Raw genomic sequence first — 26,993 nt, forward strand, 5'->3', positions numbered from 1 at the left:
GTCGGGACAAAAGGGTAGCAGGTTGTGTCTGAATGCCGGCGCTTGGCGTCGCTTTCAGGCAAAATCTGAATAACGAGAATATTTAAAACGTGTGTTTGATACAAGGGGGGTATCACCTTTGCAATCATTGGATACCCAGAATCGGACCGCGGTATCCATTTTCAGCTTATGCTATCAAGTTTCCTTTATTGAATGAGACAGGAGTCAATGTGATCGAGTGGCTTTCCGACTATGTGGCGTTCCTGGCCAAGGCCGCCACCCTGGTGGTGGCGGTGGGCGCCGTTGTCGTGCTGTTGCTGCGTGCGCGTGGTGGCGTAAAAAATGACGAGTCGCAGTTGAAGGTCATCGATCTCAACGAGCGTTTTCGCAAACGTCAGAGCCAGTTGCATCTGGCGGGCATGCCACCGACCAAGCGTCAGCATGCCGATAAGGTCATGCGCAAGGCGGAAAAAGCCCGCCGTAAGGGCAAGGGTCGAGGCAAGCAGGATGAGGACGCTGGGGGCTCGCGGGTCTGGGTGCTGGATTTCGAGGGTGACCTGAAGGCATCGGCGACCCCGGCGCTGGCAACCCAGATCTCGCTGCTGCTGGGAGAGTTGCGCGAAGGCGATGAAGTCGTGCTGCGTCTCATGTCAGGTGGGGGGCTGGTGCATAGCTATGGTCTCGCGGCAGCGCAGTTGGACCGGCTGCGGGATGCGGGGGCGCGTTTGACGGTATGCGTCGACAAGGTGGCCGCCAGCGGGGGATACATGATGGCATGTTGCGCGCATCAACTGATTGCCGCGCCGTTCGCCGTCATCGGCTCTATCGGCGTGGTCGCCCAGGTACCCAACATCCACCGGCTGCTCAAGAAGCACGACATCGATGTGGAGCTGTTGACGGCAGGTCGGCACAAACGCACCTTGACCGTGCTGGGTGAGAATACCGACGAGGGACGGGCCAAGTTCATCGATGACTTGCAGAGTACGCATGATCTCTTCAAGCAGTACGTTGGGGAGCGGCGTCCTGGCTTACCTATCGAAGAGGTGGCCAGTGGCGAAATCTGGTATGGCCGCCAGGCGTTGGATAAGGGGCTGGTCGATGCTCTGGGCACCAGCGAGGCCTATCTGACATCCCGCATGGCGGAGGCTCGCGTACTGATGGTGATGCTGGAGCAGCATAAACCGATCATGCAGCGTTTGGGGATTGGTCTGTCGCTGGGCATTGAACAGACGACGGAGCGCGTACTCGAGCGTCTCGAAAACGCCCCTTGGCAGCGCCGCTAACCTCCGCTTTGCCGTGACTCCTAAGGTTGCTGATAGCGCTGAGCCTACGCTCAGCGCCCTGCGTGCTGTGGTGACCAACGTTCTCGAGGCTTAAGGCTGGATGGCGTAGAGCGTTTCCAGTGCACTGACGACGGTCCGGGTTTCTTCCCCTTTCAGTGAGTAATAAATAGTCTGCGAGGCGCGCCGCGTTGTCACGAGTCCTTCTCGCCGCAAGATTGCCAGATGTTGCGAAAGAGCGGATTGGCTCAGATTCAGCTTGCCATTCAATTCGGTAACCGACAGCTCACTGTCATCGAGCAGGCAGAGAATGCGCAGCCGGTTTTCGTTGGCCATGGCCTTGAGCAGGGAGGTGGCGCGGCGAAGCGAATGCTCTCCGGCTTCGTGCAGGGGCGTGGCTGACTGGTGGGAACTCATGGTTTTCTCCTGGGGCTTCGCCGGGGGGCGGTCATGGCGGGAAATGTGACTCAGCAGATCGCTGACAGACACTTCCTTTCATGGCGGTATGTTTCTTCTTGTCGCATCCCGTGTCGCCCATAAGTGACATCATGTCTAAGTGAGGGTGTGTTTAACAGGTTTACCGTCGGGTCAGGAATTTCTCGGTTGGGCCCGGTGGCGCATGCACTACCATCTTCTGATTTAGTGAGTCTTCAATAACTTCGCCAACCCTGTCCAAACATCTATTTAACGATAATTCATCGATAAGGGACTTGCGGAGATTTCCTGGGTCAACAGTACGGGGGAAATATTCACCATAGACACCTTGCGGATGTCGTCTCGGCGCTGCGCGCTTAGCCAATGGTATGAAGGTAAAATCGTGGAAATTCCCTAAAGTTGTCAACAACCATCGCTAATTTTCAGGGTCTCGCTTTCTATCGCTCCCCGTTTCGAATAACCAGCCAGGTGCCGCATGAGTCTGTACGATACTGAATACCAGCGCTCCATTAACGAGCCTGAAACCTTCTGGCGCGATCAGGCCAAGCGGATACCCTGGTTTCGGGAGCCGACACGTATCCTGACCTTCGATAACCAAGGCCATGCCGGCTGGTATGCCGACGGCATGCTCAATACCTGTCATGTCGCGCTCGATCACCACGTCGACCAGGGGAGGGGTGAGCAACCGGCGCTGATCTGGGACTCGCCGGTAACCGGCAGCAAGCGAATCCTGACCTATCGTGAAATGCGCGATGAGGTGGCACGGCTTGCCGGGGCGCTGGCGGCACTTGGCGTCGCTCGGGGAGACCGGGTCATCATCTATATGCCCATGGTGCCCGAGGCAGTAATGGCCATGTATGCCTGCGCCCGACTCGGCGCTGTGCACTCAATGGTCTTCGGGGGTTTCGCGCCGCATGAGCTGGCGGTGCGTATCGACGATGCCGAGCCCAAGGTCGTCCTGGCCGCCTCCTGCGGGGTTGAAGTGGATAAGGTCATTCCCTACAAGCCCTATCTGGATGAGGCGCTACGCCAATGCCACCATCGTCCCCAGGCCTGCGTCATCTTCCAGCGTCCCCAGCAGACGGCCGAACTGGGACCGCAGGAATACGACTGGACGACGCTGGTCGCCCAGGCCGAGCCGGCCGAGTGTGTCCCGGTCATGGCCTGCGATCCGCTATATATCCTGTACACCTCGGGAACGACCGGTAAACCCAAGGGGGTCATCAGAGACAATGGCGGGCATGCCGTGGCGCTGCATTATTCCATGCAGAACGTTTACGGTATGGCGCCTGGCGAAGTGTTCTTCTCGGCGTCGGACGTCGGCTGGGTGGTGGGACACTCCTATATCGTCTACGCGCCGTTGATGTATGGCTGCACTACGGTCGTTTATGAGGGCAAGCCGGTGCGCACGCCGGATGCCGGCGCCTTCTGGAGGGTGATCGAAGAGTACCAGGTCAGGGCCTTCTTTACCGCCCCGACCGCCTTTCGCGCGATCAAGAAGGAGGACCCCGAGGGGCTGCATCTGCAGCACCATGATATCTCCTGCCTGAGAACCCTGTTTCTGGCCGGAGAGCGACTCGATCCGCCGACCTTTCACTGGCTTGAAGATCTGCTCAGTATCTCGGTCATCGATCATTGGTGGCAGACCGAGACAGGGTGGCCCATTGCCGCCAACCTGCAGGGGCTTGAACCGCGTCGGGTCAAGGCCGGATCGGCGACGTTCCCGGTGCCGGGGTTCAACGTCAGGGTGTTGGAAGGCGATGGTCGGCCGGCGCGACCGGGAGAGCAGGGCAGCGTGGTAATCCGCGAGCCCATGCCACCGGGGTGCCTGAGCGGAATCTGGCACGATCCACAGCGCTTCCATCGCGCCTATATGGCGGCCTTTCCGGGATACTACCTGACCGGGGACGGCGGGTATTTCGATGAGGAGGGATATCTGTTCATCATGGGGCGTACCGACGACGTGATCAACGTCGCGGGGCATCGTCTGTCGACAGGGGAGATGGAAGAGGTCCTTGGCATGCATCCCGCGGTGGCGGAGTGTGCGGTCATCGGCATCCATGATGCTCTGAAGGGGCAGGTGCCCATTGGCCTGGTGATTCCCAAGGATGGCTTCGATGGCGACGAAACGCGACTCGAAGAAGAACTGATAGCCGAAATGCGTCGCCAGATTGGTGCCGTGGCCTGTTTTCGACAGGTCCTGGTCGTCAACCGCCTGCCCAAGACGCGGTCGGGCAAGATCCTGCGTAAGCTATTGCGGACTATCGCCGATGGCAAGGAATACGCTCTTCCTTCGACCATCGACGATCCGGCGAGCATCCAGGATGTGCACGAGGCCATGATCGACCGGGAGGTAGGCACCTCTCACGAGGCTCGTCGCCTATAACCCAAGGCATATCGAACGGCTGTTGCGGCGAGTGATGCAGGTGCATACTGGCCGGTTTTGCATGCTTGAGAGTGGGTGGCTATAATACGCGCCCTTCGTCTGGCTGGTTGGTCCGCCAGGCATTGGCTGCCATGAGGGTTCCCTCACCCCTCAGCTACTCAAGCGACGCAAAAAGGCCATTTCATGCTCATGCTCGATTCACGACAGTTTCGCTTGGCACTGGCGATCCTGGTCGGCTTTCATATCGCGGTGATTACCGCCAGCAACTATCTCGTCCAGCTGCCTTTCACTCTGTTCGGCTTGCATACGACCTGGGGGGCGTTCAGTTTCCCGTTCATCTTTCTGGCGACCGACCTGACCGTGCGCCTGTTCGGCAAGCAACCGGCACGCGCGATCATTGCCAAAGTCATGCTGCCTGCTCTGGTCGTGTCGTATGGTGTGTCGGTATTGTTTCAGGAGGGGCGCTTTCAGGGACTGGATGCCCTGGCCGACTGGAATCTGTTTGTCGGACGTATCGCGCTGGCCAGTTTCATGGCTTATGTGCTGGGTCAGCTACTCGATATCCATGTCTTCGATCGGATGCGCCGGTTACGGGCTTGGTGGGTGGCGCCTGCCGTGTCTACCGTCTTCGGCAATCTGGCGGATACTTTCGCCTTCTTTTCGATTGCCTTCTGGAAGGGGCCCAGTGCGTTCATGAGCGAGCATTGGGTGGAAATCGCCTGGGTCGACTATGCCATCAAGCTGAGTATCAGCTTGCTGTTCTTCCTGCCGCTGTATGGCCTTCTGCTGAGCTGGCTGTCGCGCCGCCTGGTCGCTTTCACCGCTGAATCCGGCGGTGCCCGCAGTGCCTGAGCGGGCCAGTCTGTTAGGATAGGCACTTCGATTCCAGGGAGCGCTGATATGAGTCTCGAACTGCATTATATCGATACGGGAGGCGACTCCCGGCCGCTGATTGTCCTTCATGGCCTGTTGGGTAGTGCCGATAACTGGCGCTCACATGTCAAGCAATGGCAGCAACAGCGCCGTGTCATTGCCGTGGATCTACGCAATCATGGCCGTTCCCCGCATGTCCAGGGCATGCGATACGACCAAATGGCGGAAGATGTCATGGCGCTGCTGGAGCGCCTGGAGATCGACAACTGCGACCTGCTCGGTCACTCCATGGGCGGCAAGGTCGCAATGACGCTGGCACGTCAATCGCCCCAGCGGATTGCGAGCCTGATCGTGGCCGATATCGCTCCGGTCGCTTATGAACATGGTCACGAGGCGATCTTCACGGCGATGCGCCGCGTCGCCAATGCACGCCCGGAAAGTCGCAAGACTGCAGACGCGTTGATGGCGGAAACCGTCGAGACGCCTGCCATACGGCTGTTTCTGGCCACCAACCTGGTGCGTGATGAGGATGGCTGCATGGTCTGGCGTGTCGGCCTCGACGAGATAGAGGCCGACTATGCTTCTATCGTCGCCGAACCCGGCGGGCAAGGCGCCTATGAAGGCCCGGCATTGGTGCTGCGCGGCTCGCGCTCCGATTATGTTGGCGATGCGGTGTTGCCCCAGGTGCGGGAAGTATTGCCCTACGCGGCGATCGAAACCCTGGATGCCGGGCATTGGCTGCATGCGGAGCAGCCCGAGGCCTTCCAGGCCGCGGTCAATAAATTCTTGTCGGCCCGCTAGGCTGAGCACGTCCTCGAGCCGCGAAAACCGCTTCAGTCGAGGGGGATGGGTTGGATATTCTGGCGCTGATCGGCCAGGAAACGATTGAGTATCTTGTAGGTATCCACGTCGAATGCCGCGCCACCCATCGGCAGCGAACTGACCTCATCGAGGTGAGTCACGCTGCCGTAATAATGCCAGTGATCGACCAGATGGAACGCCACGACGCCCTCCGGCCCCGCTTCGCGAAAGGCCACGCGTCCTGGCCATGGCCAGTGCTGGATTCGTATGCGCTCCAAGGCTTCTTGAGCGCGGCGGGTATGGGTCGCAAGGGTTTCCTTGCCGCAGCAGGCGCCTCGGCAACGTCCCAACTGGTGAGCAAAGCAACGCCCGACCCCCTTCTCCAGCCCCAATATTCGCGGGCATAAACGTTCTTGCTCGGCAATCGCCAAGAGGGCTTTCTGGGCGTCGCGACGATTGCGAAACAGCCCATAAAGGGCATCGTGCTGACTACGTGAGTGCGCTTGCTCAAGTAATTGCGGCGTCGTCTCGCCCTCACGCCATAACCAGCTGATCAGTCGGCCACGACGGCGCAGTTGGCGGTTGTGGATCGGCATCAATTCCTTGACCAGGCGAGCCTCGAGTAACTGCGCCCCCAGGTCACCGGCCGTTTCATGCCATTCGAGACCTTGTAGCTGGGCTTTAAGACGCATCTCACGATCATCGCGGTGGTCGTTACTGAAATGGCTGAGCACTCGTGAGCGTAGATTGACACTCTTGCCAACGTAAAGCGGCAGCCGGTTATAGCCGTAGAACAGGTAGACGCCGGGGCGCTGGGGCAGGCCGTCTAGAGCGCCTGGGTCCAGGTGAGCCGGCCAGCTTTCCCGACGTAGCTGCTCGGCAACAGCGGTCTCGATAGCGGCGGGGTCATGCTCAACGTGCCAGCGCTTCCACAAGGCCAGTAGGGCCTCGGCATCGCCCAGCGCCCGGTGGCGCGACGCATTGGTCAGGTCATGGCGGAGCAGGAGAGCGTCGAGATTATGCTGCGCTTCCTGGGGCGTCAGACGGCGAGAGAGCTTTAACGTGCAGACGACCTTGGCTTGGTACTCCAAACCGGCGCGCTTGAATTCGTTACGCAGGAAACCGTAATCGAAGCGTGCGTTATGGGCTACCAGCCGGCCATCGCCGAGCCAGACAAACAACTCATTGGCTACCTCTTCGAAGGTTGGCTGACCGTTCACCATGGCATCGGTAATGCCAGTAATGTTGCGGATAGGCTCGGGAATGGAAACCCCGGGGTCCACCAGAGTGGTATAGCGCGAAACCACCTCGCCACCGACGAGCTTGAGGGCGGCGATTTCGGTGATACGATCGCGGGTAGTGCGGGTGCCGGTGGTTTCCAGATCGAGAAAGATCAAAGCACTGTCAGTCATACGCTCCGTTTTGCATGCAATGCACAATCATCATGGGTCGCTACAGGAGAAGTTCCGAGTGCGACGGGGCGGGGCTGGCAGAACCCGCCACCGCAGTGGCGGGTCACGCATCGCGTGACGTGGAAACTACGGCGTATGCAAGTCTACGGCCAGCCGTGAAACGGGACTTTGTACCTTGATCTGACCGCGCTGCAGCAGGAAAGATTCAAACGCTTGATATCGCCGGGCGTCGAGAGCGGCGGGGCGTAGCGCAAATCGAGGTAAAGTCGCATACCAGGCTTTTTCGTTGATTGGCGTGTCGAGTGCCGGGTCCGAACTCTTGAAGATTTCCCAGCCTTCCTCGGGGTGGTTGATGATCCATGAGGTGGCTTCCTCAATAGCCTGCATGAAGCGTGAATAGGCGTCGCGATTGATATCGAGCGTATCGCGGTTGGCGACGAATATCAGTTCATCGTAGATCGGTACGCCTTCTTCCTCGATGAAGAAGGCGCGACCGGGAACGCCTTCCTGGGCCATCTGGGCCAGCTCGTAATTGCGAAAGGCACCGGTAACCGCGTCTACCTGCTCGCTGATCAGAGCCGGTGTCAGGGAAAAATTGACGTTAACCAGTTCGACATCGTCAAGGCTCAGGCCGTTATGCTCAAGCATGGCTGCAAGTAGCACTTCCTCGACGCCGCCAACGGAATAGCCGACCTTCTTTCCTTTGAGCTGATCCATCGAGTCGATGCCGCTGTCCTGGCGGACCACGGTAATATTGAGCGGTGTGGCCACCAGCGTTCCGACCCGAACCAACGGTAGCCCTTGATCGACCTGCAGGTGCAGCTGTGGCTGATAGCTAATGGCCAAGTCGATACGGTTGGCAGCGACCAGCTTGGGAGGCACGCTGGGATCGGCGGGAGAAATCAGTTCCACGTCCAGCCCCAGCTGTTCGAAAAAACCCTTCTCCTGAGCGATGACCAGCGGGCCGTGCACCGGATTGACATACCAGTCGAGCATGACTTTCAGTGAGCGCAACGGCGGTAGAATGAGCGGCTCGGGCGCCGCCGCCGCATTGCCAGCCGCCTGCTGTGCCGCGCTGATCGCGGTCCCGGCAAGTGGTGGATTGGGGGATGACGTTTGTGCCTGTACCGTCAACGATGACAACAGTCCTAGCCATATCAAGCCCGTCGCCAAGCGGCGTAACAGTTTCGTCATTTCTTTATCTCCATATAACACGCCATTCGACAGGGCGGGTGCGATGTCGAAGATGGCGATATTGACCAAGTCATGGCCGTTTCCACCCGATATTGCCTGAGTGTTCTGTTATCAGTTCTGGGAGCCGGTTCGATCATCATGCCAAGGCATCAGGCGTCGCATCAGCGCATCGACGCCGAAATACAGCGCCACGGCGAAGGTAACGAGCACCGCCAGGGCGGCAAACATCAGATCCACCTGCAGACGGGCATTGGCATTGAGCATCAAATAGCCGAGCCCTTGGCTGGAGCCGATCCATTCGCCGATCACGGCCCCGATGGGGGCCGCGCTGGCCGCCATGCGCATGCCCGATGCCAGGGCGGGCAGTGCGGCCGGAAGCTGGATGCGCAGCAGCCGCCGCCTGCGGCTGGCCCCCAAGGTCTGGGCCAGATCCAGCCAACCCTGTGGCGTTTGGCGCAGGCCGTCATAGCAGGTCGACGCCACGGGAAAATAGATGATCAATGTCGCCATGAGGATTTTCGAGGCCATGCCATAACCGAACCACAGCATCAGAATCGGTGCCAAGGCAAACAGCGGGATGGCCTGGCTGATGAGCAACAGAGGCAGCAGGGTGCGCCGCAGGCCACGAAAGCGCGCCAGGGACAGCGCGGTCACGATGCCACACAGGCTACCGATGAAAAGTCCTGCGAGGATCTCGAAAGCGGTGATGCCAGCATGGTGCAGCAGCAGGCCGCGATGTGTAGCCAGCGCCTGAACGACGGCAAGCGGTGAGGGCAGTACGTAACGCGGTACTCCGGTCAGCACGACCACGCTCTGCCAGAGCGCTACGAGGACCACCAGTCCCAGCAGCGGCGGGACCAAACGTCCCAGAAGGCCATTGCGTTGCGTCATGGCGTGCCTCCACTCAGCTTCGCCACCAGGCGCACTTGCAGCTGTTGCAGTTGCACGTCATCCAACGGGCGTGGCCGTTGTCCGGCGGGGGCCTGAAGGTACTCGAGTCGGGCCGGGTCGCCACCCAGAATCAGCAACTGGTCTCCCAGGCGCAGGGCTTCGAGCGGATCGTGGGTGACGAGCACTACCGTACGTCCCTGCAGCAAACGTGCCGTCATTCCATGAAGTTCGAGCCGGGTGATGGCATCGAGAGCCGAAAAAGGTTCGTCCATCAATATCAGCGGGGCATCTTCGAACAGCGTGCGCGCCAGCGCGACCCGCTGGCGTTGGCCGCCGGAAAGCGCTGCGGGCCATTGGTGCGCCTTGCGGGCAAGCCCGACTTCATGCAGTAGAGCGTAGGCCCGTTGGCGATCTTTCTCCCGGATACGCCCACGCAGCGCCGGACCGGCCAGAACATTGTCCACTACCCGACGCCATGGCAGCAGCAGGTCCTGTTGCGCCATCCAGGCAATGCGCCCAGTCAAGGGGAGGCCATCAGAGGTGGTCAACTCCAGCGTATGCGGTTCCGGCAGGGGCAGTCCGGCGATCATGCGCAAAAGCGAACTCTTGCCGCTGCCGCTGCGCCCCAATAGGCAGGTCCAACTGGCAGGGGGCAGCTCGCAGGAAATATCGTTAAACAGCGTCTGGCCATTAAAGGCCAAGCCGGCGCGGCGCAATGACAGCCCAAGAGGTGGCATCAGGACTCCGTGGCGAGGCGAAGGCGTGCGCTCGGCACGGTCTGGCATTTCCTCCGCCGGGATTAACCGGATCAGGTTCCGGGGTTGTGACTGGCACTCTCAGCCACTGCGATACATGCAGAGGCACCCCCATCCAGAAGCTTTATTGTATCCTGTGTCGGGCCGACATGCCCAGTGCACCAAGGGCATGCAAGATATCGAGGATTGATCCTGCCAGGAAGGGAGCCTGAATGTACCCCGATGTTGAGCTGACACATCGCGTTATGGCGTACACGGGACACTGTTTGTCCCCGGTCGCACTGGACTGGCCCGACAGTGCCAACTGGCTATGGAAAACCCGTGGCGTCGCTCCACAGTTGCTCAAGCTGGCGCGTACTTCGCCGCCTGGAGATCCTTTCTGGAAAGGTATCCATGACCTCTTCGGGTTCGACCGTTGGGAGCATCCCGAGTCGTTAACGCGCCTGGGAGGCGCCCTGCCAGCGGACCTGGCCATGCCTCCGCTACCGTTGACCTTTCTCGGCCGGCTGCAGGGGGCCCCTATATGGAGCCTGCCGTGGCGGCAGGCATGTAAGCCCAGCATGACGGCCACCTTTGCCGAACTGCTGGGCGAGCAACTGGGGCGTTTGCACCGTGAGCATGTCTCCGGCTGGGGACATCCGCTGACCGCGACACATGCGCTCTCGGAATGGCCGCAACGTGCCCGGGCGTTTATCGAGCGGCATCCACGCTACGGTGAGATCGACATGCCGCTAACCATGGCGGTACCGACCCGGGCAGTATGGAGCCTTCCCGATCTGCGTCCCGATCAGTTCTTGTGCGGTGCTACTGGATGGCATTGGTGCGACTGGGAGGCGCTGGTATGGGCACCGTGGGAGCTTGATATGTGCCTGATGGAGATGCAGTGTCAAACCCGCGCTCAGTATGCTGCATTCCTGGCGTGTTATACCCGCCATCAACCGCTTCCCGAACTGCAGGCGTTTCGCACAGGGATGCGTGCCGTGCTGTGGGCGATGAATGTGTTCGGTGACGTGGATTGGCAATGGGTGAAGACTCGGCCTGTCTGGTAATGTCATGCTTCAGCGTAGATGCCTTAGGTCTTGTCTGAAAAATCGACGAGCGAAGCCCAGACAAGACAAAAATCGGCGAAAGAACGGACTGGGCTCGCACGCGAGTTTACGCGGTGTAAATGAGCACCTTGAGCAGATTTTTAACGTAGTGTGGTCGAGCGCAGACATTTTTCAGACAGACCGTAGATCAGGGTAAATAGATATTCAAAGGAAGGTAGTGCGTGGAGTCGATCAATAGTCTTTTTCTGGTTTGCGGTTTTCTGATCGCCTTGAGTATCGTGGGTAGCCGTGTTTCTTCACGCATCGGCGTGCCACTATTGGTGCTATTTCTCGGCCTGGGTATGCTCGCCGGGGAAGATGGGCTGCTGGGAATACAATTCAACGACTATTATCGAGCCTTCTTGATCGGGCAGTTGGCGCTGGCGATGATTCTGTTGGATGGGGGCCTGAGAACACGTTTCAAGACGTTCCGCGTGGGCTTGAAACCGGCCTTGTCGCTGTCGACGTTTGGGGTTTTCGTGACCAGCGGCATTGTCGGGTTGGCGGCCATGTGGATCTTCGGTTTGAGTCCTATCGAAGGGTTACTGGTGGGCGCTATTGTCGGGTCCACGGATGCCGCGGCGGTCTTCTCCATGCTCAGCGGACAGGGCGTGAATCTCAACGAGCGGGTTGGGGCCACGTTGGAAATCGAGTCCGGCACCAATGATCCGATGGCGATCTTCCTGACCATTACCCTGGCGGAAATGTTGATCGGCCAAACCACGGGTGTAGTCGGTACGCTTATACGCTTCGTTTCACAGTTCGGCATAGGTCTGTTGGTCGGCGTCGGCGGTGGCTGGCTGGTGGCAAAACTGCTGCGCTGGCTGGACTTGGCGCCCGGACTCTACTCATTGTTGGCTTTGGCGATGGGGTTTTTCATTTTCGGTCTAACCGGGTTGATCGGTGGCAGCGGGTTTCTGGCCATATACTTGGCAGGGTTAATGATTGGCAACCAGCCTGGACGTCACCTCGAGTTTATCTTGCCGGTTCACGATGGCCTGGCCTGGTTGAGCCAGATTGGCTTGTTTTTGGTGCTGGGGCTGCTGGTGACACCCAGCGAAATGATCGATTACGCCCTGCCAGGCGTCATATTGGCATTAATTCTGATTTTTATTGCACGTCCCTTGGCAGTACTGCTGTTCCTCAAGCCTTTCTTCAAATTTCGCTGGCGCGAGTCGCTTTTCATCTCCTGGGTTGGGTTGCGTGGTGCGGTCCCTATCGTCCTTGCTATATTTCCCGTCATCACAGGTGTCGAAAACGCGGCGTTGTACTTTAACGTGGCATTCTTCGTCGTGTTGTTTTCGCTGCTATTGCAAGGCTCGACACTTGCGCCCATGGCGCGTTGGTTGCGCGTCGAGATCCCCCCCAGGACGACTCCTGAGCGGCGTGGGCTGCTAGGCATATTGCCTGAGAATGACTATGAGATGTTTGTCTATACGGTGGAAAATGACGCCCTTGAAAATGTGCCGATCCGCCTTCTGCGTTTTCCATCCGGCGCGTTGATTTCCGCAATGTTTCGTCAGCATGCGATGCTGCACCCCAAAGGAAGCACCCAATTACGTCTCAATGATGTTATATGCGTTATTGGACGTGGCGGCGATTTACCGGCGCTCAATCGGCTTTTCAATGGCGAGGCGAAGCTCAAGCGTGAGCGCGCCTTTTTCGGGACTTTTACCCTCGAGGGCGAAGCATTGCTGTGCGATGTTGCCGATGCCTATGGATTGACATTGAGCCCCGGAGAGCAGGGTATGACGTTGGGGGCGTTTGTGGCATTGCGAGTCGGAGGGCACCCCGTGGTGGGAGATGATATCGATTGGCACGGCTTTCATTGGGTTATCAGCGAGATGGACGGTGGCCGTGTGACGCGTGTGGGGCTGCGCCTCTATGAGTAAGCTCTCATAAGCAGCATACCAGTAATCACCATGGTGCTGCCGGTCAACGGGTTGAGGATAACGGTTTTAGAGTACAGCCATGTGCCCAACATGAGCGCTGTCGATCTCTCCATGCGATAAAAACGCGCCATACGTTACAGCGCCGGTGGCATCCATTAAGGGTCAGGCCACGCCTGGCCATTGATGCAACGAAATTATTTGCGGAAAGAGTGAAGCAGGTTTAGCCCTTTTTCAACAACAATACTGCCCGAGAAGATGTCGGACACGAGTAATAAAAAATAGGTGCAAAAGGGGCTTTGCTAGTATCAGTAGTATTATTAATTTCATCATCAAAGGGATAAAAAACAATATATTTCCTATTAATTGTTTGGTTTATGTTCCAGCTTAAACATGAGGTATTTCATCTTATAATTTAGCATATTGATATGGCATGCTCCTACGGTAGTCGTTAAATTTATTACTTGTCGTAACAAAACATTTTGATTTTGTTCTTGGAGCAAATATGCCAGGCGCCAAAAAAGGCCTTTACCGTTGCCGAAATTGCAATATTGAAGTTTTTATCAGCCATCCGCCCATGACAAAGCCACCTTGCCCGAATTGCTCCATGACTGACTATGAATTCCTTGGCGTCGCCTTGACCAGGCCTCCCGATAACGTTTTGGAGCGTTTACTGGAATCTGATCCTGATGGGCGGTTTTGACAGTGCTTATGCTGTTAAAGAAAAATCTTAATAATATTTTACTCAATATGCCGCGATTGCGTTAGCGGCTACGCTAGAAGCTCAGCATATTGCCGTATCACTTACTTGGGCTCTGTATCCTCTTGACGTATAGACACAGCCGTATTGGTCGGGGCACCGCCTTTACGACGGTCATGAAGGCTCCTGATGGTTAGATATGATGACCTGTTCTTTTCGAAATTTTTCTTTTAAATTAAACTGTTACCAAACCTTATTAGCTTTTGTCCTTGATCTGGGTTAGATTTCTCATCATTGTGTTGCATTAAAAGCTTGCATAAATGTGATTTCGGCATTAGTTTCCTGCTGTTCACGGCACTTACGTACTGTTTACGCAAAGTAGCCTACCAAGCTTTTATCTGCAGATGTCGCTATCTGTCAGAGCAGTGCAACGGAACCTTAAGATGCTCTTCTGGCTCGGAATCTTCCTGCTTTTTGTCTTGTTTGGTACCTATACAGCCTTGGCGCTGGTAAGAAGCGATAAGTAGCCCTCTTGTCAATGAGGCGCACGGCTCAGACGAGACCAGGCTTTATGCCTGGTCTCGTTGCGTGATTCTCCTCGTGGGATGATGCTATGCCCGAAAAGTCAGGAATACTGCTCGAATTCTTCAGCTGCCTTGATGGCTTCAGCTTGGGTTTCATGCTCCGAGACGACGGTTTCGTTTTCGGGCTGGCTTACATCGATAACCAGCCAGCCGGTGACCGTGGGGTTAAGATCATCGGCTTCAAAAACGGGCTCGATACGTGCTTGCTTTGGCATTATGGCCTCCCTATATAGAAATGTAGCCTAGCTATATATAGTCCAAAATCTCGGGATAAGCGGTACGGGAGGGAGCAGTAGCAGGAAACCCAGTAAGGGTGCGCATGACTGCACCGATGAGGTTAGTCAGAGCGCGGGAGCTATTGGCCCTTTCTTGCGGCCGCTATTGCTGGTTATTTTGGATGGTTCCATCGCCTATTGCTGTTCGGGGGTAGGGTAGGTGGTAAAGCTTCTCTTGTTTCCAGGTAACGATATGTTCAATCTTTATCTTGTGCGCGGACTCCCCGGCGCAGGCAAAACGACGTTTGCTCGAAGCTTCGTCGATTCGCGGCGGGTCTTTGCTGCAGACGACTATTTTTACGATCGAGAAGGCCATTACCATTTCGAAATGGATAAGTTATGGCCGGCTCATAAGAACTGCCAAATCGCTGTCGAACGAGAAATGCAATCCGGTGAGGACATTGCAGTGGCCAATACCTTTACACGCTACCGTGAAATGAAGCCTTATTATCGGCTCGCTGAGCGATATGCTTATCGTGTATTCTCGGTCATCGTTGAAAATCGGCATGGTAGTGCCTCGCTTCATAACGTGCCGGAGGAAGATCTAGAAAAAATGCGACATCGCTTTAATATCACCTTATAGCCGAGACTATAAACTAACGTTATCCATGGATAGCTGTGTGTGAGGCTGGGTAGCGCATAGCCGGAAGAAAATCAATGCTCGTTCAAGGACAAGTAGAATAGCCGGGCATTGCTGGCTAGGGCGGGAGTCAACCCCTCGTTACGGTAACGATCAACGATGTTTCCAATGTCGTCTCCTTCGCCTTCGAGCTGGTAAATCGCTTCACCAAGTGTCGCGAGTGGCGCATCCTCGGGAGGCGGTTGGACATGCTCTTCAGCTTCGATGACCGCGTTGATGTCATGATGTTCCTGGGCGCGTTGAATAAGATCCCGGGTAATTTCTACCATTGCCCTGTTCTCCGTCACAAGTATACAAAGAAGTATAGCGGTAATTTGGGTTGTTAAGCAGAGTTTATGTGCAGTTGATGTCATCGTTTGGACAGCGGTTACGGTCTGCCCGGAAATGTCTGCGTTCGACCACGCTACGTAAATACACATGCAAGCCCAGACCGTTATTTCGCTAATTTTGTCCTGTCTGAGCTGCGCTCGCCGACTTTTCAGACAAGATCTAGGAAGACGATCAGCTTCCCTGGCCGGTCCGCTATAATGTGTTACTTGGTTGAGACGCACCACTGCTGATAGGTCCCCTTGAAGTCCGGGGAGCCCGACGTCCTTGACCATTTAGGAACATCGAGTAGTTCTTGCATGCGCCATTTTTTCACTTCAGCGCAATATTTTTCCTGCTCGGGAGTAAGCGCCGCATCAACTTCTTCCGAAGTGTTGAAAAGAACCATTCCCACGCCGAGGGCTGCGATGGCCGTCGTGGTTGTGATAAATAATTTCATTTTTGTTCCTCTGCGTAACCTGCAGCATTGCTGCTACTGAGGTTAGCAAAAGTGCAACATTATGTCTTCTTTTGTTAGATAAATCATATCCGACAGGGTGAGTCATGCCGTAAGCCATACTTTTCGCTTAGCTGTGCAGTGGTAGTTTCGGCTCGGATAGGAGATGTTTGATCCAGTGCTGGTAATGTAAGAGGTTATCGTGTTCATGCCATGGTCATGAATGAGTTGCACTGCACAAGGCAGAGGGAGATAACATTATGAAAGCTCAATTATTGACTGTAGTGTTACTGTTGTTTCCCGTGCCGCTATGGGCAGGGGACTTTGAAAATGGGTTCATTGCCGCAACCTTTGGCGACTGGGCAACCGCGCATCGCCTTTGGCAGCCCTTGGCCGAGGAGGGCGATGCTAGAGCGCAATATCATTTAGGTATTTTATATGATGACGGCAAAGGGGTGCGCAGGGATCATCAGAAAGCGCTGGGATGGTATTATAAAGCTGCACAGCAATGCCATGCAGGCGCGCAACGAAACCTAGAGTTGCTAATGGCTGAAAGCCCAAGCGTATTCGAGAAACAGGCTTCAGATCATGGAGGGGATGGAATCGTTTATGATAATGCGAAGGCCACCCAGCAAAGGCTCAATGATTATGCTTGTGCCAAATAATAAAGAAACTGCTCGGGCCCTGTCTTTGCCCAGCATCCGTATGCTACATACTGAAAATCCTACTATTAAATTCTATCACAAATACGATTAAAATGAGCCGGCTTCTGACACGCCTCGTGAGGAGTGCAGACGTCCTCCAGAAAGAGCGTAGGGAAGTGAATAATATCTAAAAAAGCCCCTGATTGTCGGGGCTTGGTCAGCTACAAAAGGTATGGTCAGCTAGTTGTTCAATCCTTTGCACTGGCTTGGTTGCTGCGAAGCTCGGGATATTTGTCCAGTAGTTTGGAAACAGAGAATTGTAAATCGTTAACGCTATATTCCATCTGCGTTTGCGCCTGCTTAAGTCTGACTACCGCCTCCTGAAGTTTTTGATTAGCATCATTCATACGCTCTACAGGCGTGCGGGGGTCTTGTTGCTTGCCACGCAATGACGCCATCAGGTTTGCATAGGAATGCTTGGAAGGAAGAAATCCTTGTGCCATGTTGCACCTCGTCGTCCCAGATGATGTTGGATAAGCGTAGCATTTACGGAACGGCGCGATGTAACGAAAAGTATACAGTGTGTGGCATTACAATAACCGCAACTAATTTATCTTGTAACTCCTAGAATCTTGGTCATGAAGGTGTTTGTTTTACCATGTCCATTACTAGGTGTGAAAGACCGGAGGAGAGATTACGGCCTGTCTGAAAAATGTCTGCGCTTGACCACACTAAGTTAAAAATCTGCTCAAGGTACTCATTTACACCGCGTAAACTCGCGTGCGAGCCCAGTCCGTTCTTTCGCCGATTTTTGTCTTGTCTGGGCTTCGCTCGCCGATTTTTCAGACAAGACCTAAGCCCTCTTCAAGGAGGTTCTCGAGTTGCATGCGCGACCGACGCCACGGTGATGGCTCTTGTCTCGCCATGTCATAAAGGTATCTCAACAGAGCGTAAGCCGACCTTGTCGGCAAACATCATCCCCAACCTGTACCTCGACCTTGGCGACGATCTACGCCCCGATGGGGATCCGGACGTGGCCGCGGCGGATGGTGCATTGTATATATTGACCGTGCGCTTGATATTGACGAACAGAAAGTCATCGATCAGTTTACCGTCACGCGACACTGCCTGCCTGGGCACGGACCCCGGCAGAGGAAACCGCTCGGCGAAGGAGCGCTGCAGTAGCATGGCGCTTCGACGGTGTCACAGCCTGCCCCTGGGTCTGTTAGACGAGAGCATTTTTTACTGTATGGATGTACATAAATGGTTTCTCCTGTACGCTATATTGATATGGTGAACACGTAGATCACTACGTCTTGCCCATATTTCAAACGGGCCTCAATCAACCGTGCGTGTGCCACAAGGCTTCTGGCCCGTAGTGAACATTGCTGCCACTATTCTCGCCATGCCCAACTTTCCACAGCCTGCGCATTCGCTACCGAACAACGCCGGCGTAGACCCGGACGCAACAGACCATTACTCACCGTGCTGAGACTTTGACATGACCGAAGCTAGACACATCATTGAAAATATCGACGCTATCCTCGATGTCGCTAAGCAGATCAAGGCAGGGAAGGGACGCTACGACGGCAAGCAGCTCAGAGAGCAGGAAGCACGTAGCGAAGTGAAGGCCCTCCAGAAGGAAGCCCATGCCGTGACCACGGCGATGGTCAACGACGAGGACATGACTGAGTACCGTGACCTCGCGGAAATTCAGAGAGACCTGCTTAAGGCACACAACAAGGTCGATAAAGCCATCGAGAAAAGCCACGATGACGTGTCGGCGATGGATACGGCGTGCCAATCCTTACTGGCACTGGTAAACGTCGAGGCGAACGCGGAGACCTTGCGCAAGACAGAATGAAAGCGTCTGCCCATGGGACGGCGGGGTGTAATGTCATTGGCGATAAGGCGGGTGACGAGCCGGGCAGGTTTGCCTTTATGTGGCAACACAAGAAAAGTGCAGAACACATGAGAAGCCGCGTTGAAATGGCAAAAGGGCACCATTGTTGAGCGCCCTCTGGCATAACCTGATACAGGTTATTGAAGTTTACCCATCAACTCAATCAGGGGGCTGCCGTGCCGGTCGATGAGCGGGATTCTGTCCGCTAATCAAGTGGCTATCCACCACGACGTAAGAACTCCAGCCTTCTCCCTTGGAGTAAATTCCACCGCTATTCTTCAGCATGTCTCCGACGAGCGTAACTCCAAGAAAGACAAAACTGCGGGCTCGTAAGCTTCGCCAGGCTGGTTAACTCAAATATTGCTGTCCTGCTTACTCACTCAAGCGGGACAGCAGTATTGACAAAGTCGTAACGTCAGTGGCTTGAGATTGGCGCTAGAGGCTTATCATCGAGACAAGAAATAGGTCTCGCATGAGGAAGCAACAGTGTTTTGGCATACCTGCTCGCTCTTCCATTGTGTGTCTTTGCCCAACATGGATGGTGCCTGCTCATCGGTGCCCGACGAAGGTAGCGCTGTTTAAGAGAATCAAGGAGCCAGGCTACCGTCGTCAATGTTTACATTAATTAACATTAGGCTTGTAAAACCGTTTCATAGTGCTATTTTGGTTAGCTCTTCAAAGATGCCATCGGCAAGACAGCTAGCAAGAGGTTAGCCGCTGACTTACCTCTACGAAGGGCAAATCATGAGCTTCAAGAAGAACGAGACGTCGTGCGAAGAAAACTGGATTGACCTGAAGACTCACCCGACTCGCCATGACATCCGCAAGAGGGATATCGCTGTGGGCTTTATTCTGGGTTGCGTCATCGGCGGAATGGTTATCTCCGCGGGCTGGATGCTGTTCCTGCTGTAGCCTCATCTAGGCTGGCTGCATGGTATGGCGACTGCAGGGAACAGCGAAGCGCCGAATTCGTTGGAGCAACACTGGCACACCGAGGGCTGAGATTGTGAACAGCGGAGGATAAGACAAAAAAATAGCCCCGAACTTCTCAGATGGGGCAATTACGCAGGGAACAAGTGATGATCTTACTTGCCGCCATGCTGTATCACTAATATTTTTTAGTATTAAAATGTTGCGCTTTTGATGTTTAGAATTACCCACTCTAAACACTTCCATTTCTAGCGGGCGTCTTGCGTTTATGTTGCATCTCTTTGAGATAGACCAAATGCATGTTATTCCAGAGTTGTAAGAAAGCCCCTATTTCCTTGCGGCGCTCCATGTTGATACCTAGGCGGCTGCGAGCTACATCGGCTGTACGTTCCCTGCTTTTCATAGCATGAATTCCGTTTCGTTAAAACAATATTGCCATGTGTCTACACTAACGCACATATTGTTACCCGCAAGATTATTTAGCTACTCACCGGAGTGGGTATTTTCTAAGCGATTCTGGCTCTTTCTCGACACCCCCTAGAGCAATGTTTTTTACGCTGCCTAGGCAGTCGACAATTGACGCATTTGTCCAGCCGATAAACGGCTTGCCCATTTGTTCTGCGAAATGCTCATGCGTTACCGGGCCGCAGGCTGACGTGTGGAGACCATATTGAGATGTCCCTACTCAGCGGACCTGGCCGATGCGCTGGGTGACGGGGAGCGCTTGAAAGCATTTGGCTCGGGCAATTGCCTTGCCTGAGCAAGATCTAGGCGATTAGGTCTTGGTTTGTCTGCAGAGCGCGTGCAGGGCTAACAAGAGAGAGGACGCGTTTGCTGTTCAGCCGAGCCATCACTCCTGCTTGTTGCCGTTATCGGCTCAACACGACCCATGGCGCTATCTTATCCGTTGATCGATCTCTTGCCACAGCGCGGCATATGCACGTGCGGCAGCTGTGCGTCTAGCAAACTGCGACAGAGGCGCTTTTTCAAGGCCCATGCGCTCCACGACACCGGCATAGGGGATAATCGAGGAAAGCCGAGCCGGCCACTGCTTGGGTAAATCTGCCATCACGTCACGATGAAGATTCCTGCGTCGGTCAGCGAGAGTGAAGAATGGCCAGATCGGGCAGGTATGATCCTCCTCGTCAAGATGCTTGCGCAGTTGGTTGAGTGTTCGCAGCGAGAGCGTAGTGGGAACTATAGGCACCAGCAGAACATCTACACTGGAGAAAACCTGGTCTGAGAGCGTTGAGATGCTCGGGGGGCAATCCAGCAGCACCAGGTCATAGTCATCGCTGACGGGTTTGAGAATCTTGCGCAGGCGGCTGGACTTCTTGCCTTCCAACAGCTGATCCATTTCACGGGAGCCGAAGGATGACGGTAACAGGTCAAGCCCTTCGATATCGGTGGCACGGATTACCTTATCGAACGCCGCTTTCCCCTTAAGTAGCTTGTCGACACCGCCCCGCACCTTGGGTTTGGCCCGCAGATAAAAGGTCGTAGCCGCTTGCGGGTCGAGATCCCACAGCAATACGCGATAGCCGTTGATCGCCGCTTCCGCTGCTAGATTGACAGCAGAGGCAGTCTTCCCCACTCCGCCCTTGATGCTATAGAGGGCCAGCATTCGCATAGATAATTCTCCGTTGAGCTGTATGCCTGCCTAGAGCATATTGACCGGCTTTCATGACTGTCGGATGGCAAGGCGGCTTGGTTCTGCTATCGGCAGCTTTGGGAGCCAGCAAACCTCTCGAGTTATCGCTCGAGAATGATATGAATGTTCCATTCGGTGGGGATTAGCCATTTCGGCGTGTTTCAATTCAACTCCTAATTGCCAAACGCGGCTTCTGCCACGTAGTCGTCATCTTCATCGGGCATCATGAGTTCGGAGAGGCTTGATGGCTCTCATCGATAGGGCAGTCAGCTCACCGAGCTTGTTCGCTCTGCCTGAAGCGGTTGTTATAAGTAACATTGCCGGAGGCACATTAGCATGAAAACATTAACCAAGCGTGAATTGCTGAGTCTGCTGTCTGATCTGCCTGATGATGCTGAAATCACTATCAGCGTAGATGAGCGCGAGCTTCAAAGGGCAATGCAGGCAACCGGTGTGTATCACTTGGGCCTGTCCTGTAAACATAAAATGGAGGATGACAGCATCACTTTCATGGCGCTAGGCGGCTGGGAGCCGGAGGGCCTGCGCGGTGCAATATGCGAAGCCTGCCGGCTGGTTCAGGCCTCGACCCAGCTTTCCTGCAAGGGCTGCGGTAGCGTCCGAATCACCGTGTTTCCTCGGCGCATGAGCTATACCCGCGAGGCGAGGGGCGTCACTCGCTTTTAATCTGACAATGACGCATCCTCGTCAGGGTTAGAATCAGACTCATCAAGTGATGCGGTTGGTTGAAGCGGGATAGATTGCGGCCATCATCGTTGAGCTACGTCGTCATGTACGGGTCATTATATTTGCTCACGTTAACGGCTTACGTGTGCGTTTACCTGAAGTTACTAATCCTTCATTGGCCTGACATACGCATCGTGGATGCTGAGTTTCGGTCATGTCTACTGTCATGGGTACTGCACATCTAATTCGCCACGATGGAGAGCAAGGATGAATATACGAGATAATAAAGGGTCTGTTATTAACGAAGCTTCCAGTTTCCTTAATGGCTGGGGAGAACATCTGCACTTCAAGCCCAGTGCCCTCAGCGATGCCGTGGCCCGCGTACTGCATGGAGATCACGCTTGGAAGATCTCGGGGTTGCTGGGCGAAATCGCCGACCGTCTGGAAGAGTTCTTCGATCCCGCTCCTGGTGAGCCCGAACCCGAGCCGCCGATGGAGCCGGAAGGCGGTTTGATCATTTCGGAGTATGTAGAAGGCTCAAGCTACAATAAGGCGCTCGAATTAACCAACACCGGTAACGAGGCATTGGCGCTCGACGGCTATCAGCTGGCGTTATACAGCAACGGCAATACTTCCTCCTCGTCGACGCTCGACCTCAGCGAGTACGGCACACTGGCTGCCGGCGCCGTGCTGGTCATTGCCAACAGCCAGGCCAGTGAGGCGTTGTTGGCGCGCGCCGATGGCGTCTCAGGTATCACTAACTTCAACGGCAACGACGCGCTGGTGCTCACTGGCCCCGATGACGAGACGCTTGATGTGTTGGGAGAGGTGGGCAATGACGAGGAATACGCCGAGAATGTCACGCTGCGTCGTGAGGGCGGTGTGACCCAGGGCAGTGACAGTTACGATACCGACCAGTGGCAGGCGCTGGAACAGGATACGTTCGAGGGCTTGGGATATCCCGGTGAACAGACAGGCAGCGATGATGAGGGGAGCGACGGTAGCGGCGCTGGGGATGAGGATGGAGAAGATGAGCCTCCCGCCGAACTGACCGCCATTCACGCTATCCAAGGCAGCGGCGACAGCAGCCCGTTGGCGGGTGAGGCGGTCAAGGTCAACGCTATCGTGACGATGGTGGCGCCAGGTATGGACGGTTTCTTCCTGCAGCAGGCCGATGATGCGATCGATGACGATCCGCTGACTTCGGAGGGCATCTTCGTCTACACCGGCAGCGACAGCGAGGAGCAACTCGCCGCGCTTTCCGCTGGTGACCGGGTCGAGGTGAGCGGCGAAGTCAGCGAATACAACGGCAGAACCGAGCTCGACATCACCTCTGGGATCGAAGTGCTCGAAAGCGGCCTGACCCTACCAAGCAGTCAGCGCGTGTCGTTACCTTATGAGGACAACCAACTGGAGCCCTTCGAGGGCATGCGTGTCGTGGTTGATGCCGAGGACAATGAGGGATTGACCGTGACCGAGCTTTATCAACTCGGGCAATACGGCCAGGTCACGCTCTCCTCGGGCGGGCGCATCGAGCAGTACACTGAAAACAACGCGCCCAGCGAGGAGGGCTACGCCGCCCAGCAGGAAGAGATATCCGCGCGCACCATTATTCTCGACGACGCCAGCGCCGAGACAAACCCGTACCCGCTCATCTTCGGCCGCGACGGTGAGCCATTGTCCGCGGAAAATCCTCTGCGCGGCGGTGATAGTGTCGAGGAAGTGACCGGCGTTCTCGATTTCAGCTTTGATGAATACCGCGTGCAGTCTACCGCGGGAGTCGATTTCGAGGCGACCAATCCCCGCGAGGCCGAACCCGACAGCACGCAACTCAGCGAGAATGGCACACCATCGCTCGAGGTCGCCTCGTTCAATGTGCTCAATTACTTCACTACGCTTGATCAGGACGGCAACACCTTCCTTACCCCCGGCGGTGTTGAGCAGGGGCCACGTGGCGCCGAGTCCCAGGAAGAATTCATCCGCCAGCAGGACAAGATCGTCAGCGCCATCAACGGTACCGATGCCGAGGTGGTTGGTCTGATGGAACTGCAGAACAACGGCTACGACAGTGACAGCGCCATCGCCAACCTGGTCGACGCGCTCAATGCCGAAGCCGGCGATGACGTGACTTGGGCCTATGCCACGCCACGTGTCGATCCGCAGGACGAGGAGAGCGCCATTGCCGTCCCCGGCGATGATGCGATCACCGTGGGCATCATTTACAACAGCGAGGCGGTTGACCCGGTCGGTGCCGCGGCGACTACGACAGAGGACGCATTCGCCTATGCCAACCGCGCGCCGATCATGCAGACCTTTCGTGACCTGGATACCGGCGGCGTCTTCTCGGTGGTTGTCAATCACTTCAAGTCCAAGGGCAGCGTGATCGAGGGCGAGGAAGCCATTGGGGATGGGCAGGGCAACAATAACCCGACCCGCGTCGAAGCTGCCGAGCAGTTGAACGACTGGATCGCCAGCGACCCCACCGGCAGCGGCGACAGTGATGTGCTGGTAATCGGCGACCTCAACAGCTATGCCATGGAAGACCCCGTGACCACGCTGCAGGACGAGGGTTTCACATTGCTCGACGATGATTACTCGTATGTCTACGACGGGCAGTGGGGATCGCTCGATCATGCCCTGGCCAGCGAGTCATTGACCGAGCAGGTGACGGGGACCACCACCTGGCATATCAATGCCGACGAAGCCACGGCATTGGATTATAATATCTGGGGTGATGATGCCGAGGCTCAGGAAGAACTTTACGCCCCGACGCCGTATCGTAGCTCCGATCATGACCCGGTGATCGTCGGACTGAATACGACCAGTGATGCCAGCGAAGCGGCTATCGCCATGTAGTCTGGAAATCCCTGTATGTTGTAACGCAATGCCCGCCGGTTTCGGCGGGCATTGTCGTTTAGGACCATCCATGGATGGTCGTTTCGGGGCCACGCCATCAGGCTGCTGCCAGCAGACCGCTCTCCACTGTCGAAGTCTCGATCCCGGTGAGTACCGTATCCTCGCGGTAGGCCAGGTTCTGGATACGCTCGTCCTCGGCGATGGGCGTCTCTGCCATGTCGAAGGGGGCTTCTATGTAGAACTCGCCGAGATACTCGGCGAAGGCGTCCTGCTCGGTGCCGGCCTGGGCGAAGGTAAAGTCGCCTTCCTCGAGCCCGGCATCGACGAGGTCCGTCCGGTCGACGCGCGCGGTATTATCGGCAACTACATCGCCGAGGGGATAGCCGTCGCCACCGTCGGCCAGAAAGCCCAGCGTCACTACGCGCACTTCACCGTCCGCATTGCCGACCCGCTCGCCATCTTGTACCAGCACGTCGCTGATGTCGCCGTTCTCACCGAGGATTGCGGCACTTTGAATGCGCTCGCCGGCAGGTTGCTCCCAGTCGAAGCTGTAGCTGATCCCCGCGACCTGAGCGAACTGGCCCGGCGTCTGGCCTTCCTCCGAGGCTGCGACGGCATGTTCGAGTACATCGATGAGTTCCGAGCGGGTCAGTGTCAGAAGCGCCAGATCATTATTGAAGCGCAGGGCGGAACCCGCGTCGAGCTGCGAGACTTCGCCATCGGCGGGAGGCTCCAGGCTCGTATCGCTACCTACGGTCACCACCTGGCCGATGGGCTCACGAATCCCGCCGCCGTTCTTGAACGAGACCAGCACGCTATCGTCGACTTGCTGGGCATACCACAGGTTGGCATCGGCGGTCAGGTCGCCCAGGTTGGTTTCCTCGGTGCGGACCTGCTCGCGCCGGCCCTCCAGATAGACATCGGTTAACCCCAGCACGTTATTGTCCTGAGACTGGACGATATCGTCCACGGCAGTGACCAAAGCCCCGGCGATAGCCCCCTTGGTGCCGTCGGCAAACGCCGCCTCGCGATCGCCCCACAGCGCTTCGACCTGCTCATCCGTCGAGGCATAAATGCCCGAGCTTTCCGGATCGATCGAGTCGGCGATCAAACGACCCTGCGAATCGAAATCGACCGTCAACTGACCGACGTAGCGCCAGCCGCCATCGGTGTTGACGATGGCCACGTCGTCACCGGCGGCATCCTGAGTGAGGATGGGGTAGCCGGCGTAGGGTGCCTGCTGACCGGGCTGAAGCAGGCCGCGCTCGATGTCCTCCTCGTCGGCAAGAAAAGTGTCCGAACCGCCGGCGATGATGATGTCGGCGCCGTCGAGCCGCGTAGCGAGCTCTTCTTCCAACTGAATCTGTTGCAGGTGCGAGGAGACGATGATCTTGTTGATACCCTCGCTTTCCATCGCGTCGATCTGCGGCTGGATGAGAGCCGCCAGGGCCTGCATGTCGTTTTCGCCGTTGCCTTCGACCGTGACGTCGCCGGGGCTGGAGATGCTCTCCAGTACCTGGGTGGTAACGCCGATCACTCCGATGCTTTCGCCGCCTTCCTCGATGACCGTCGACGGCGCGATCTTGGGTACGTTGACTTCACCGTCATCACTGTAATCTTCCACCAGTGCCCGCGGGATGGCCTCGAAGGACTCAGGGGGCAGTTGCGTCTGCTCGGTGGCCAGAGGCGCGAGAGCGCTGTCACCGGAGAAATTCAGGTTGCTGGAAATATAGGGGAACTGCGTCCCCGTCCAGGCAATATCGGCAAGGCTTCCGCCCTCGACGTCAGGAGCAATCAGGCTTTCGAGGAAGCTGGTGCCTTGGTCGAACTCATGGTTGCCGAAGGTGACGGCCTGAGCATCGAGCAGATTGGCCAAGGTGATGTCGACGCGCCCGGTACCGGCTTCCAGGCCGGACAGACTGCCGGCCTCGAGACCATAGAGCTGCTCGTTGGCACGCTGCAAGGCGGGTTGCAGTTCATCGCTGCCAGCGGCCGATTGATAAGGGCCGGAAAGCAGCAGATCACCGGAAGAAATGAAGAGGGAGTTTTCCGACTGCTCTTCGAGATAGTCGGCGATTGCAACGAAATTGGGCGCATTGAGCAGGTCGGTGCCGCCCCCCTCCATATCGGAGGCATGCAGCAACTGTAAGGTGTAATTATCGGGTTCTGCCGGCGTGTCGGGCTCATCGTCCGGGGTGAAGGCTTCTTCCAGACGCTCCAAGGCCTTCACGATGCCTTTGAAATACTCCTGGCCGGCTTCCAGTAGTGCGGGGAAGAAATCGGCATCTGCAAACAGATCCGAATAATGCGCGAAGTGGTCTTTTTCCGAGGCAAAAGGCACACGATCTATGGGCATAAACGGTGATATACCGAAGAAATG

Annotated in this window: 23 protein-coding genes; 12 read left to right on the forward strand and 11 right to left on the reverse strand. The window is 56.2% G+C overall.

Annotated elements, in window-relative coordinates; all coding sequences use genetic code 11:
* Nucleotides 1-209: 209 nt before the first annotated feature.
* Nucleotides 210-1,262, forward strand: coding sequence for a protease SohB (sohB, locus tag ACW4DH_RS06840; protein WP_459635625.1), 1,053 nt, complete (start codon nt 210-212; stop codon nt 1,260-1,262).
* A gap of 90 nt (nt 1,263-1,352) precedes the next feature.
* Here sohB and ACW4DH_RS06845 read toward each other — a convergent pair whose 3' ends face one another.
* A complete protein-coding gene (locus ACW4DH_RS06845; RefSeq protein WP_459635626.1) occupies nt 1,353-1,676 on the reverse strand; it encodes an ArsR/SmtB family transcription factor in 324 nt (107 codons plus the stop codon).
* 493 nt (nt 1,677-2,169) lie between these two features.
* Between ACW4DH_RS06845 and ACW4DH_RS06850 the strand changes: the two genes are divergently transcribed.
* From ACW4DH_RS06850 to ACW4DH_RS06860, 3 genes are all read left to right on the forward strand, one after another.
* On the forward strand, nt 2,170-4,080 hold the full coding sequence (locus ACW4DH_RS06850) for a propionyl-CoA synthetase (RefSeq protein ID WP_459635627.1): 1,911 nt from the start codon (nt 2,170-2,172) through the stop codon (nt 4,078-4,080).
* Nucleotides 4,081-4,263: 183 nt separating this feature from the next.
* Nucleotides 4,264-4,932, forward strand: coding sequence for a 7-cyano-7-deazaguanine/7-aminomethyl-7-deazaguanine transporter (locus tag ACW4DH_RS06855; RefSeq protein ID WP_459635628.1), 669 nt, complete (start codon nt 4,264-4,266; stop codon nt 4,930-4,932).
* A gap of 48 nt (nt 4,933-4,980) precedes the next feature.
* Nucleotides 4,981-5,754: an alpha/beta fold hydrolase gene (locus ACW4DH_RS06860; RefSeq protein ID WP_459635629.1), complete on the forward strand. Its 774-nt coding sequence runs from the start codon at nt 4,981-4,983 to the stop codon at nt 5,752-5,754.
* Between the two features lie 32 nt (nt 5,755-5,786).
* Here ACW4DH_RS06860 and ACW4DH_RS06865 read toward each other — a convergent pair whose 3' ends face one another.
* The 4 genes from ACW4DH_RS06865 to ACW4DH_RS06880 all read right to left on the reverse strand — a co-directional run bounded on the left by ACW4DH_RS06865 (nt 5,787) and on the right by ACW4DH_RS06880 (nt 9,988).
* Entirely contained in the window at nt 5,787-7,166 is a 1,380-nt protein-coding gene (locus ACW4DH_RS06865; RefSeq protein WP_459635630.1) for an exonuclease domain-containing protein, read from the reverse strand.
* Between the two features lie 126 nt (nt 7,167-7,292).
* Nucleotides 7,293-8,360, reverse strand: coding sequence for an ABC transporter substrate-binding protein (locus ACW4DH_RS06870; RefSeq protein WP_459635631.1), 1,068 nt, complete (start codon nt 8,358-8,360; stop codon nt 7,293-7,295).
* A gap of 111 nt (nt 8,361-8,471) precedes the next feature.
* A complete protein-coding gene (locus ACW4DH_RS06875; RefSeq protein WP_459635632.1) occupies nt 8,472-9,251 on the reverse strand; it encodes an ABC transporter permease in 780 nt (259 codons plus the stop codon).
* Nucleotides 9,248-9,988, reverse strand: a complete 741-nt coding sequence (locus ACW4DH_RS06880) for an ABC transporter ATP-binding protein (RefSeq protein ID WP_459635633.1) — start codon at nt 9,986-9,988, stop codon at nt 9,248-9,250. Before ACW4DH_RS06880 ends, ACW4DH_RS06875 begins: the two co-directional genes overlap by 4 nt.
* Nucleotides 9,989-10,272: 284 nt before the next feature.
* Here ACW4DH_RS06880 and ACW4DH_RS06885 point away from each other — a divergent pair, with 284 nt between their 5' ends.
* The gene (locus ACW4DH_RS06885; protein ID WP_459635634.1) at nt 10,273-11,055 is read left to right on the forward strand and encodes an aminoglycoside phosphotransferase/kinase family protein; all 783 of its coding nucleotides are present in this window, start codon (nt 10,273-10,275) and stop codon (nt 11,053-11,055) included.
* Nucleotides 11,056-11,276: 221 nt separating this feature from the next.
* Entirely contained in the window at nt 11,277-12,986 is a 1,710-nt protein-coding gene (locus tag ACW4DH_RS06890) for a potassium/proton antiporter (RefSeq protein WP_459635635.1), read from the forward strand.
* A 1,322-nt stretch (nt 12,987-14,308) separates the two neighbouring features.
* Here ACW4DH_RS06890 and ACW4DH_RS06895 read toward each other — a convergent pair.
* Nucleotides 14,309-14,482 (reverse strand): hypothetical protein, encoded by a 174-nt coding sequence (locus tag ACW4DH_RS06895; RefSeq protein ID WP_459635636.1) that lies wholly within the window; start codon nt 14,480-14,482, stop codon nt 14,309-14,311.
* 253 nt (nt 14,483-14,735) lie between these two features.
* On the opposite strand from ACW4DH_RS06895, the gene ACW4DH_RS06900 reads away from it, so the two are divergent.
* A complete protein-coding gene (locus tag ACW4DH_RS06900; RefSeq protein ID WP_459635637.1) occupies nt 14,736-15,125 on the forward strand; it encodes an AAA family ATPase in 390 nt (129 codons plus the stop codon).
* A 71-nt stretch (nt 15,126-15,196) separates the two neighbouring features.
* Here ACW4DH_RS06900 and ACW4DH_RS06905 read toward each other — a convergent pair whose 3' ends face one another.
* Nucleotides 15,197-15,451, reverse strand: coding sequence for a hypothetical protein (locus ACW4DH_RS06905; RefSeq protein WP_459635638.1), 255 nt, complete (start codon nt 15,449-15,451; stop codon nt 15,197-15,199).
* 263 nt (nt 15,452-15,714) lie between these two features.
* The gene (locus ACW4DH_RS06910) at nt 15,715-15,948 is read right to left on the reverse strand and encodes a hypothetical protein (protein ID WP_459635639.1); all 234 of its coding nucleotides are present in this window, start codon (nt 15,946-15,948) and stop codon (nt 15,715-15,717) included.
* Nucleotides 15,949-16,205: 257 nt separating this feature from the next.
* On the opposite strand from ACW4DH_RS06910, the gene ACW4DH_RS06915 reads away from it, so the two are divergent.
* On the forward strand, nt 16,206-16,610 hold the full coding sequence (locus ACW4DH_RS06915) for a tetratricopeptide repeat protein (RefSeq protein WP_459635640.1): 405 nt from the start codon (nt 16,206-16,208) through the stop codon (nt 16,608-16,610).
* Nucleotides 16,611-16,837: 227 nt separating this feature from the next.
* Here ACW4DH_RS06915 and ACW4DH_RS06920 read toward each other — a convergent pair whose 3' ends face one another.
* Complete coding sequence (locus tag ACW4DH_RS06920) at nt 16,838-17,092, reverse strand: hypothetical protein (RefSeq protein WP_459635641.1); 255 nt, start codon at nt 17,090-17,092, stop codon at nt 16,838-16,840.
* A 998-nt stretch (nt 17,093-18,090) separates the two neighbouring features.
* On the opposite strand from ACW4DH_RS06920, the gene ACW4DH_RS06925 reads away from it, so the two are divergent.
* Nucleotides 18,091-18,453 carry a hypothetical protein gene (locus tag ACW4DH_RS06925; RefSeq protein WP_459635642.1) on the forward strand — a complete coding sequence of 121 codons (363 nt, stop codon included), beginning with the start codon at nt 18,091-18,093 and terminating at the stop codon, nt 18,451-18,453.
* Nucleotides 18,454-19,236: 783 nt separating this feature from the next.
* Nucleotides 19,237-19,404, forward strand: coding sequence for a hypothetical protein (locus ACW4DH_RS06930; RefSeq protein ID WP_459635643.1), 168 nt, complete (start codon nt 19,237-19,239; stop codon nt 19,402-19,404).
* Nucleotides 19,405-20,317: 913 nt separating this feature from the next.
* Here ACW4DH_RS06930 and ACW4DH_RS06935 read toward each other — a convergent pair.
* Nucleotides 20,318-21,052, reverse strand: a complete 735-nt coding sequence (locus tag ACW4DH_RS06935; protein WP_459635644.1) for a ParA family protein — start codon at nt 21,050-21,052, stop codon at nt 20,318-20,320.
* Between the two features lie 357 nt (nt 21,053-21,409).
* Here ACW4DH_RS06935 and ACW4DH_RS06940 point away from each other — a divergent pair, with 357 nt between their 5' ends.
* Nucleotides 21,410-21,757, forward strand: a complete 348-nt coding sequence (locus ACW4DH_RS06940) for a hypothetical protein (protein WP_459635645.1) — start codon at nt 21,410-21,412, stop codon at nt 21,755-21,757.
* A gap of 267 nt (nt 21,758-22,024) precedes the next feature.
* Nucleotides 22,025-24,613 (forward strand): ExeM/NucH family extracellular endonuclease, encoded by a 2,589-nt coding sequence (locus ACW4DH_RS06945; RefSeq protein WP_459635646.1) that lies wholly within the window; start codon nt 22,025-22,027, stop codon nt 24,611-24,613.
* Nucleotides 24,614-24,710: 97 nt separating this feature from the next.
* On the opposite strand, the gene ACW4DH_RS06950 is transcribed toward ACW4DH_RS06945, so the two are convergent.
* Entirely contained in the window at nt 24,711-26,969 is a 2,259-nt protein-coding gene (locus ACW4DH_RS06950; RefSeq protein WP_459635647.1) for a bifunctional metallophosphatase/5'-nucleotidase, read from the reverse strand.
* Between the last annotated feature and the right edge of the window lie 24 nt (nt 26,970-26,993).

The sequence above is a fragment of the Halomonas sp. WWR20 genome, assembly GCF_054602495.1.

What these genes read in the sequence shown, in the direction of transcription:
- ACW4DH_RS06845 (WP_459635626.1), bottom strand. Translation starts at nt 1,676, where the DNA reads ATGAGTTCCCACCAGTCAGCCACGCCCCTGCACGAAGCCGGAGAGCAT.
- ACW4DH_RS06850 (WP_459635627.1), top strand. Translation starts at nt 2,170, where the DNA reads ATGAGTCTGTACGATACTGAATACCAGCGCTCCATTAACGAGCCTGAA.
- ACW4DH_RS06855 (WP_459635628.1), top strand. Translation starts at nt 4,264, where the DNA reads ATGCTCATGCTCGATTCACGACAGTTTCGCTTGGCACTGGCGATCCTG.
- ACW4DH_RS06860 (WP_459635629.1), top strand. Translation starts at nt 4,981, where the DNA reads ATGAGTCTCGAACTGCATTATATCGATACGGGAGGCGACTCCCGGCCG.
- ACW4DH_RS06865 (WP_459635630.1), bottom strand. Translation starts at nt 7,166, where the DNA reads ATGACTGACAGTGCTTTGATCTTTCTCGATCTGGAAACCACCGGCACC.
- ACW4DH_RS06870 (WP_459635631.1), bottom strand. Translation starts at nt 8,360, where the DNA reads ATGACGAAACTGTTACGCCGCTTGGCGACGGGCTTGATATGGCTAGGA.
- ACW4DH_RS06875 (WP_459635632.1), bottom strand. Translation starts at nt 9,251, where the DNA reads ATGACGCAACGCAATGGCCTTCTGGGACGTTTGGTCCCGCCGCTGCTG.
- ACW4DH_RS06880 (WP_459635633.1), bottom strand. Translation starts at nt 9,988, where the DNA reads ATGCCACCTCTTGGGCTGTCATTGCGCCGCGCCGGCTTGGCCTTTAAT.
- ACW4DH_RS06895 (WP_459635636.1), bottom strand. Translation starts at nt 14,482, where the DNA reads ATGCCAAAGCAAGCACGTATCGAGCCCGTTTTTGAAGCCGATGATCTT.
- ACW4DH_RS06900 (WP_459635637.1), top strand. Translation starts at nt 14,736, where the DNA reads ATGTTCAATCTTTATCTTGTGCGCGGACTCCCCGGCGCAGGCAAAACG.
- ACW4DH_RS06905 (WP_459635638.1), bottom strand. Translation starts at nt 15,451, where the DNA reads ATGGTAGAAATTACCCGGGATCTTATTCAACGCGCCCAGGAACATCAT.
- ACW4DH_RS06910 (WP_459635639.1), bottom strand. Translation starts at nt 15,948, where the DNA reads ATGAAATTATTTATCACAACCACGACGGCCATCGCAGCCCTCGGCGTG.
- ACW4DH_RS06915 (WP_459635640.1), top strand. Translation starts at nt 16,206, where the DNA reads ATGAAAGCTCAATTATTGACTGTAGTGTTACTGTTGTTTCCCGTGCCG.
- ACW4DH_RS06920 (WP_459635641.1), bottom strand. Translation starts at nt 17,092, where the DNA reads ATGGCACAAGGATTTCTTCCTTCCAAGCATTCCTATGCAAACCTGATG.
- ACW4DH_RS06925 (WP_459635642.1), top strand. Translation starts at nt 18,091, where the DNA reads ATGACCGAAGCTAGACACATCATTGAAAATATCGACGCTATCCTCGAT.
- ACW4DH_RS06930 (WP_459635643.1), top strand. Translation starts at nt 19,237, where the DNA reads ATGAGCTTCAAGAAGAACGAGACGTCGTGCGAAGAAAACTGGATTGAC.
- ACW4DH_RS06935 (WP_459635644.1), bottom strand. Translation starts at nt 21,052, where the DNA reads ATGCGAATGCTGGCCCTCTATAGCATCAAGGGCGGAGTGGGGAAGACT.
- ACW4DH_RS06940 (WP_459635645.1), top strand. Translation starts at nt 21,410, where the DNA reads ATGAAAACATTAACCAAGCGTGAATTGCTGAGTCTGCTGTCTGATCTG.
- ACW4DH_RS06945 (WP_459635646.1), top strand. Translation starts at nt 22,025, where the DNA reads ATGAATATACGAGATAATAAAGGGTCTGTTATTAACGAAGCTTCCAGT.
- ACW4DH_RS06950 (WP_459635647.1), bottom strand. Translation starts at nt 26,969, where the DNA reads ATGCCCATAGATCGTGTGCCTTTTGCCTCGGAAAAAGACCACTTCGCG.